The organism is Streptomyces sp. NPDC006193, from assembly GCF_040613915.1.
In the GTDB taxonomy this organism is placed as follows: Bacteria; Actinomycetota; Actinomycetes; order Streptomycetales; family Streptomycetaceae; genus Streptomyces.
The window spans coordinates 53,374-61,461 of record NZ_JBEXTB010000039.1 but is presented as its reverse complement, the minus strand read 5'-3'; the positions used below and the strand labels follow the sequence as shown (position 1 = coordinate 61,461).

At 79.2% G+C, this 8,088-nt stretch carries 3 protein-coding genes; 1 reads left to right on the top strand and 2 read right to left on the bottom strand.

What is annotated here, in order from left to right:
- Positions 1-893: 893 nt before the first annotated feature.
- Together ABZ261_RS26905 and ABZ261_RS26900 are read right to left on the bottom strand one after the other, a co-directional pair.
- Positions 894-2,120 carry a serine/threonine-protein kinase gene (locus ABZ261_RS26905; protein WP_356863494.1) on the bottom strand — a complete coding sequence of 409 codons (1,227 nt, stop codon included), beginning with the start codon at positions 2,118-2,120 and terminating at the stop codon, positions 894-896.
- A gap of 110 nt (positions 2,121-2,230) precedes the next feature.
- Positions 2,231-3,952, bottom strand: coding sequence for a protein kinase (locus ABZ261_RS26900; protein WP_356863492.1), 1,722 nt, complete (start codon positions 3,950-3,952; stop codon positions 2,231-2,233).
- A 369-nt stretch (positions 3,953-4,321) separates the two neighbouring features.
- On the opposite strand from ABZ261_RS26900, the gene ABZ261_RS26895 reads away from it, so the two are divergent.
- Positions 4,322-8,086 carry an FHA domain-containing protein gene (locus ABZ261_RS26895; protein ID WP_356863490.1) on the top strand — a complete coding sequence of 1,255 codons (3,765 nt, stop codon included), beginning with the start codon at positions 4,322-4,324 and terminating at the stop codon, positions 8,084-8,086.
- Positions 8,087-8,088 lie beyond the last annotated feature (2 nt).

Sequence of the window (8,088 nt, the reverse complement as noted above, 5' to 3'; positions counted from 1 at the left end):
GCCCCCCCCCTCTCCCCCCCCCCCCCCCCCCCCCCCGGGGGGGGGCCCCCCGGGGGGGGGGCCCCCCGCCGCAGCCGCCGGCCGGGGGGCACGCCACCGCCCGGGCGGGCCGGCAGGCGACGCGCCACGCCACCGCCCGCCCGGCCGAGCCGCGCGGAAACGCCCGCCCGCCCGGCCGGTCGGCCGGCATCCTCCGCACCGGCCGGGACGCGGCCCAGCGCCAAGTCGCCCGCCGCACCCGGCCCGGGCCGCCGCCCGCCGCCCGCCGGCCTCGCAGCCGCCCGCCCGGGCCCCGGCCGCCGAGGTGTGCCGCGCCGCCGGGAAGCGCCGCCGCCCGCCCGGCCCCGCGGGCGAGGAGCACGCCCCAGCGCGCCCGGCCAGACCGGGCGGGCCGCGTCATGGCACGGCGGGGGCCGCGAGGAAGGGATCCCCGCGCAGGGAAGGTCCGGCCGGGCGGATGGCGTGGCGCCCCCGGCTTCCCTCGAGAACCACCGCAGCCGGTGAGGCCCCGGTGACCTCCGACGGCTGCGACAACGGCGGGGGTCACCGGCTCCACCCAGACCGGTCGGTATCGCAGCACCGGCCCAGCAGCCCCGTCCGGGATGACAAGACTCCGGGACGGGGCCGTGTCATGTCCGACGGCCCGCGCCGCGGCGGGACGCCAGCCGCGGTGCCCGGCCCGGTCCGCTGATCCTTTACGGAACCTCTGCGCCGCCGGCCGCCCGGGGCAACCCCCGCCCCGCAACGGCGCACACGTGCCCCATGGGTCACCACGACGCCGAAACCGTCCGCCGGGCCGTCGCCGTTCTGCGCGCCGACCACCCGCCCCGGGCCGCGGGGACCGCCGAGCCGGGGCGGCTCGGGCAGTGGCGCCGCCCGCGGAGGCGACCGGGTCAGGGGGTGGAGGTGGTGCGGATGTCCTGAGGGGGCCGCGCGTCGCCGTCGGACGAGGCCAGCCACGCGCCGACGCCCACCGCGGCGGCCACGGCCACCCCCGCCACGCCCAGGGTGATCCGGCGTCGCCGCACGGCGGCCCGGTGCCGTGCGGAGCCCGGCCGCGGCGCTCCGGGCGCCCGCGGCGCCCGTGCGGTGCCGTGCGCGCCGCCGGCCAGCTCGTCCGGCCCCGGCACCCGCATCGACGTGTGCGTGTCCCGGTTGGAGTCCGGTCTGGCGCCGGGGACCAGGGGCACCGCGCCCCGCCGCCGTACCGGCTCGCCCGCCGGTGCGGCCGCCGGCGCCGGTTCGTCCGACGGGTTCTCGGCGAGCCCCGGCTCGTCGACCTCCAGCGGCGGCAGCCCGGCCAGCGCCGGCAGCAGCTCGCGCAGCCGCGCCGCCAGCTCCGAGGCGCGCAGCCGGGAGGCGGGTGCCTTGGCCAGGCACTGCACCAGCAGCTGCCACAGCTCCTCGGGGATGCCGGGCAGCGGCACGACGGTCTCGGTGACGTGCCGCCGCAGGACCGCGCCCGGGTGCCCGCCGCCGAAGGGCGTGAAGCCGGCCAGCAGCTCGTACAGGACGGTGGCCAGCGCGTAGATGTCCACGGCGGCCCGGGGCGGCAGGCCCTCGACGATCTCCGGGGCCAGGTAGTCCGGCGTGCCGATGATCTTCGTGGCGCGGGTCCGCTTCGGGGTGTCGATCAGCTTGGCGACGCCGAAGTCGGTGAGCAGGGCGGGGTGGGCGCCGCCCGGTCCCAGCGGGCCCTGCATGTCGAGCAGGACGTTCTCGGGCTTGACGTCCCGGTGGACCACCCCGGCCCGGTGGGCCGCCGCCAGCGCGTCGGCGACGTCCGCGACGATCGCCACGGCCGCCTCGGGGGCGAGCCGCCGCTCCCGCTCCAGCCGGGTGCGCAGGTCGGTGCCCCGGACCAGGTCCATGACCAGGGCGAGGTCGTTGCCGTCGACGACCAGGTCGCGCACGGTGACGATGTGCGGGTGCTCCAGGCCGAGCAGCGCGGTGCGCTCCTGCACGAAGCGTCCGACGAGCTCCTGGTCGGAGGCGAGGTCCTCGCGCAGCAGCTTGACGGCGACGGGGCCGTCCGGTCCCTCGCCCAGCCACACCGTCCCGGCGCTGCCCCGCCCCAGGATCTGGTTCGCGGTGTACCGGCTGCCGATCTTCCGTGCCAAGACTGCTCCTACAGACGCGTGTTGTCGTTAAAACTACGCGTCCGGAGAGCCGACCTTCACCGCGGAGACGGAAATCACCCGGCAGATGTCGACTCATCCCCAAACAAGTGTCAGTTCCCGCTGCCGGACGAACCGCTCAGATCCCTGACCCAGTCGCTCGCCTTGCCGACCCAGTCGGTCAGCTGGTCCCAGTACCCCCTGCCCTGCCCGACCCAGGTGTGCAGCGGGGTGAGCTCCCAGATGAGCCAGCTCGCCACGACCAGGATCACGATCGTGAACAGGCAGCCCTTCAGGCAGCCGAGGCCGGGGATCTTCATCGGGTTGGCGCTGCGCTGCCGCGGCGCCCGGGGCTCCCGCGCGGGCCGCCGCGGCTCCGGCGGGGCGGGCGGCGCGTACCGCTGGGGCTCGGGCTGGGGTGCGTACCGCTGCGGCTGCCGCTGCGGCGCGTACTGCTGGGGCTGCTGCGCCTGGCCGTGGCCGGGGGCCTGCTGCCGGTTCTGCCGGCCGCGCGGCTGCGGCTGCTGCGGGCGGGGCTGCGGGGCCGGGCCCGGCTGCTGCTGGGGCCGGGCGACCTGCCGCTGGGGGCGGCGGCGCAGCGGGTCCTCGTCCGGGTCCAGGTACTGGATCTGCGTCTGCTCGTTGCGGTCGCGGGCGGCCCGCAACTGCGTCTGCCAGGGGTGCGGCTGCTCGGGCGGCCCGCCCGGCTCGCCCTGGCCCTGCGGGACGGGCGGCAGGACGGCCGTCGGGTCCGCCGCGCCCGTGCTGGGCAGGACGGCGGTGGGATCGGCAGCGCCGGCCGGGCCGCCGGTGTGCGGGAGCACGCTGGTCGCGGCGTTCGGGTCGTACGTGCCCTGCGGCGCGTTCGCCGGCAGCACCTGCGTGGCGTCCGCGGCGCCGGGCACGCCCGGGACGGCGGTCGGGGCCGGGTCGGGGGCGAGCAGCGCGCCCACGCCCTCGGCGGCGGCGATCTGCGCGGCGTTCGCGTGCACCCCGACGCCCTCGGCGACGACCCGCAGGCCGCGCGCCAGGTTCTGCGCGCTGGGCCGCTCGTCGGGGTTCTTGCGCAGGCAGCGCTCGATCACCGTCCACAGCGGGGCGGGGACCGTGGAGGGGCGGCGCGGTTCGGCGCTCAGGTGCTGGTGCAGCACTTCGAGCGCGGTCTCGCCGGCGAACGGCGGGCGGCCGGTGACCAGCTCGTACAGCAGGATGCCGGCGCCGTAGACGTCGACGGCGGAGGTCTGCGGACGGCCCTCGGCGGACTCCGGCGCCACGTACGCGGGGGTGCCGACGAACTCGTGGGTGCGGGTCAGGCCCGGGGAGTCGGCGAGGCGGGCGATGCCGAAGTCGGTCAGCATCGGGTGCAGCCGGCCCTCGTCCTGCCTGAGCAGCACGTTCGCGGGCTTCAGGTCGCGGTGGACGACGCCGTCGGCGTGGCTCGCGGCGAGCGCGTCGGCGATCTGCGCCGTCATCAGCGCGGCGGCGACCGGGGTGAGGGGGCCGTTCGCGCGCAGGTAGCGGTGCAGGTCGGGGCCGTCGACGAGGTCCATGACCAGCGCGAGCAGATCGCCCTCGACGACGAGGTCGCGGACCCGGACGATGTTCGGGTGGGTGAGCCGGAGCAGGACGGAGCGCTCCCGCAGGAAGCGCATCACGATGTCCGGATCGCTCGCCAGCTCCTCCTTCAGGACCTTGATGGCGACCGTCTCACCCGGCTGCCCGGGCACGGCCGCCTCCGCGCCCGCGGTCTCGCGCTGGCGGGCACGCCAGACGGTGCCTGTGGCGCCGCGTCCGAGCGGCTCCTCAAGCAGGTACTTGCTGCCGACTGGCCGCACGTCACGCGCTCCCTGCTGCTTGCTGTCGCTTGTCTGCCTGCATTCCGGTGTCCGACCACTTTAGTGCGGCCCTTCGGGGCGCCGCGTAAGCGTTGCCGGGCATGTTCGAAGGAAAGACGCCGGGTCCCGTCCCGTGGTTGCCGGGGGCGGACGTGACCGATCTCAACTGATCACGGGTGCAGTTCCGGTCAGGCACTTTTGGGGGCAGAGCCGACCAATCAAGATCACTTCTCACCGGGTTCGGGACGCGCTGTCGGCGGCAGGTGCGAGGATGCCTCCAGCAGCTACTGGCCGACGTGCTCGTGTGGGGTGGGGGGAAGTCCGCGCCCGCGCAGACCCGCGCCCGCGCAGAAGGGACCGCTGACGCCGATGCAGATCCGGCTGACCGTCGTAGACCCGCTGGCCCCGTCCCCGCAGCGGGGCCGCGCCGCGAGCCGCGACGTGCTGGTCACGGCGCCCACGGGCACGGAGCTGGCCGCGGTCGTGTCGGCGCTGGCCGGGGCGGTCACCGGGGAGGCGGGCTCCGGCCGGGACAGCGGCGGCGCGACCGTCCTGTACGCGGGCACGGAGCGGCTGGACCCGCGCCGCGCCACGCTCGGCGAGCCTCCCCTGATCGACGGCGCCGTGCTCTCCCTCGGCGCCCCGGCGGCCCCCGAACCGCACCCCGAGCTGGACGACGCCCCCACCCAGCTGCACGTGGTCGCCGGCCCCGACGCGGGCGGCGTCCACCTGCTGCACGGCGGCCGGATCACCGTCGGCCGCTCCGCCGACGCGGACGTCCCGCTGGACGACCCGGACGTCTCCCGCCTGCACTGCGCGGTGACCGTCGCCGCGGACGGCCGCGTCTCGGTCGCCGACCTCGGCTCCACCAACGGCACGTCGCTCGACGGCGTGCGGGTGACCGGGCATCCGGTGCGCTTTCCCGCCGGGGGCCTGCTGCGGATCGGCGAGTCCGCGCTGCGGGTCACTCCGTCCGGGGGAGCCGGGGCCCGGGTCCCCACGTCGCCCGACGGGGAGGGGTGCGTGCGGGTGGCGCCGGGCAGCGCCGGGCGACCCGGTGCGGGCGGCCGGGAACCGGAGCCGTCGTACCCGGACGGTGCGTGGGGCCCCGGCGCGGGGCCGTCGCCGTCGGGCGGTGCCGGTGTGTCCGGCGCCGGGTTCCCGGGGGCGGACGGCCGCGGGGCGCGCCCGGTCCCCGCGGGGCCGGACGGGCCCGGTGCGGGGTCGGCGGCGCCGGACGGTCCGGGGCTTCGCGGCGCCGTGCCCTCGCCCCCGGCCGGGGCGGGTGGCCGTGCCGCGGAACCGGCCCGTGCGGACGGCGCCGGCGGTCCGGAGCACCGGCGCGCGGAGCCGCCGGCGGTGCCGGGGCAGGCCGGGGCGCCGGACGTCGAGCGCCGCGGCGGGCCGGGCGCGTCCCGGACGGCAGCCGACGGCGACACCCACGCGGGGCGCTTCGGCGTCGGCGGACCGGGCGGCATACCCGCGGCCCCCTACGGCGACCCGTCGGACGGCGCCCCGCAGGGCGGCCGGCGCCGCGGGCTCGGCGCCTGGGCGCGCAGGCTGGCCGGCGGCCGCGGAGAGCAGCCGGGCGGCCGGGAGACCGCCGACGGCGCCGTCGCCCGCACCGGTGACGCCCCGGCGCCCGGCGCCCGGCGGCAGCAACCGGAGACCTGGCCCGATCCGGCCGCGCTGCTGCTGACCGCCCTCGGTCCCGGCCCCCGGCTGTGGGAGCGCGGCCCGGGTCACCCCGAGGCGCTGACCGTGCGGCTCGGCACGGCCGACCGGAGCGCCCCCGACGGCTCGGGGCTGCTGCCCGCGGTGCCGGTGACCGCCGCGCTGCGCGAGGCGGGCTCGCTGGGCCTGGCCGGTCCGCGCCCCCGGCTGTCCGGGCTGGCCCGCGCGGTGCTGGCGCAGCTCGCCGCCCTGCACTCTCCCGACCTGCTGGAGATCGTGCTGATCAGCGCGGACCACTCCCGTCCGGTCGCGGACCGCACGGCGGAATGGGCCTGGCTGGGCTGGCTGCCCCACGTCCGGCCGGGCCACGGCCAGGACTGCCGTCTGCTGCTCGCCTACGACCGGGAACAGGCGGCGGCCCGTACGCAGGAACTGCTGCGCCGGGTGGAGGACCACGCGGCGACGGGCCGGACGGCGGCCCACCCCGCCCCGGCGCGCCCGGCCGACCCCCCGGCGGCGCCCGGCGTCCCGGCCCGCACGGCGGCGCCCGGCGTCCCCGAGCACACCGCGCAGTCCCTGCCGGGCGCCGCGGCGCGGACGGCCCACGGCACGCCCGCGGGCACCGCGCCCTCCGACGCCCACGGCCTGCCGGAACCGGCCGGGGGCCCCGGACTGCCCGGCGTGCCCGCGCACCGGCCGCCCTCCGGGGCGCCGCACACCCGCGCGCCCGACCCGCGTTCCGGCGGCCCCGCCGGCGGCCCGCACCCCGGCGACCCCGCCCCGCAGCACGCCCCGCACCACACCCCGCACCCCGGTGCCACCGCCCGGGCCGCCGCCGCTCCCGCGCCCCCGGTCATATCCGCCGGCGCCGTCCGCCGTCCCTCCTGGGCGCAGGACGGCGCCGGTCCCGGCGGGGCCGGCGGCTTCCCGGGGCCGTACACCGTCGTCGTCGTGGACGGGGATCCCGGCGGGAGCGCGCTGCAGGACGCCCTGGCCCGGCTGGCCGTGGCCGGGCCGCGGGCCGGGATCCATGTGGTGTGCCTCGCCGAGACCGCGCCCGCCTCGCCCGCCTCACCGGTGACGCGCACGTACGAGGACGCGTGCGCGGTGACGCCGACGTTCCGGCACTGCGGTGCGGTGGCGATGCTCGGCGGCGACGTCGCCGCCGCGCTGCACCTGCTGCGGGTCGCACCGAGCGGTCCCGTCGGCCCGGGTGCGCTCGCCACCGTCGACGCCGTGTCCCTCGCCTGGGCGGAGCGGTTCGCACGGGCGCTGGCGCCCCTGCGCCCGGACGGCCCCGCCGGTGACCGGCACGCGCGCGTGGCCGTGCCGCTGCCGCGGTCGGCCCGGCTGCTGGACGAGCTGGGGCTGGCCCGGGCCACCCCGGCGTCGCTGATGGCGCGCTGGGCGGACGCGGCCGACGACACGGAGTCGCTGGGCGGGCGGGCGCGGGCGGTGCTGGGCGCCGGGCCGCACGGGCCGGTCGCCGTCGACCTGGCGGCCGACGGGCAGCATCTGCTCATCGAGGGTCCGGCCGGCAGCGGGCGCACGGAGCTGCTGCGGGCCGTGGTCGCGTCACTGGCCGCCGCCGAGCGGCCGGACCGGCTGGCCGTGGTGCTTCTCGACGGCCGGGACCAGGTCGGCGCGGCCGCCGGAGCCGGCGAGGGCCTGCGGGTCTGCACCGACATACCGCACGTCACCACGTACCTCCTCGCCAACGACCCGGTCCGGATGCGGGAGTTCGCGCAGTCGCTGACCGCCGAGCTGAAGCGGCGGGCGGAACTGCTGGGCCGGACGGACTTCGCCGGGTGGCACACGGGGCGTGAGATCTCGGGCCGGATGGTCGCGCAGCGCACGTCCGCCTCCGGGGACATCGAGTCGCCGCCCAGCTCCACCCTGCGCCTGCGCCCGGACGCCGCGGCCCGCCGGCGCGCCGAGGCCGTGCCGCCGCTGCCCCGGCTCGTGGTGGTCGTCGACGACCTGGACGCGCTGGTCTCGCCCGCGCTCGGTTCACCCGGCCGGCCCGCCGCCGGGTCGGTGATGCGGGCGCTGGAGGCGGTGGCCCGGGAGGGCGAGCGGCTCGGAGTGCATCTGGTGGCCGCCGCCGGGACCGGCGGACGTACCGCGGAGACGGAGCCGGCGCGCCGGGCCGCCCTGCGGGTCACGCTGGCCGCCCCGCAGCCGGGGCCGGACCAGCCGGCGCCGGGCCGGGGCACGCTGGCCCACCCGGACGGCCGGGCCGTCGGCTTCCAGGGCGGCCGGGTGACGGGCCGCATCCCGCGGACCGCGACCCAGCGGCCGACGGTGGTCCCGCTGGACTGGCAGCGCATGGGCGACCCGCCGGCCCGCCGGCCGGTGCGGGAGCTGGGCAACGGCCCGACCGACCTGGCGCTGCTGGCGAGCGCGGTGGAGCGGGCGGCCCGCCAGGTCGCCGCGGCACAGGTGCCGTCCCTGCTGTAAGA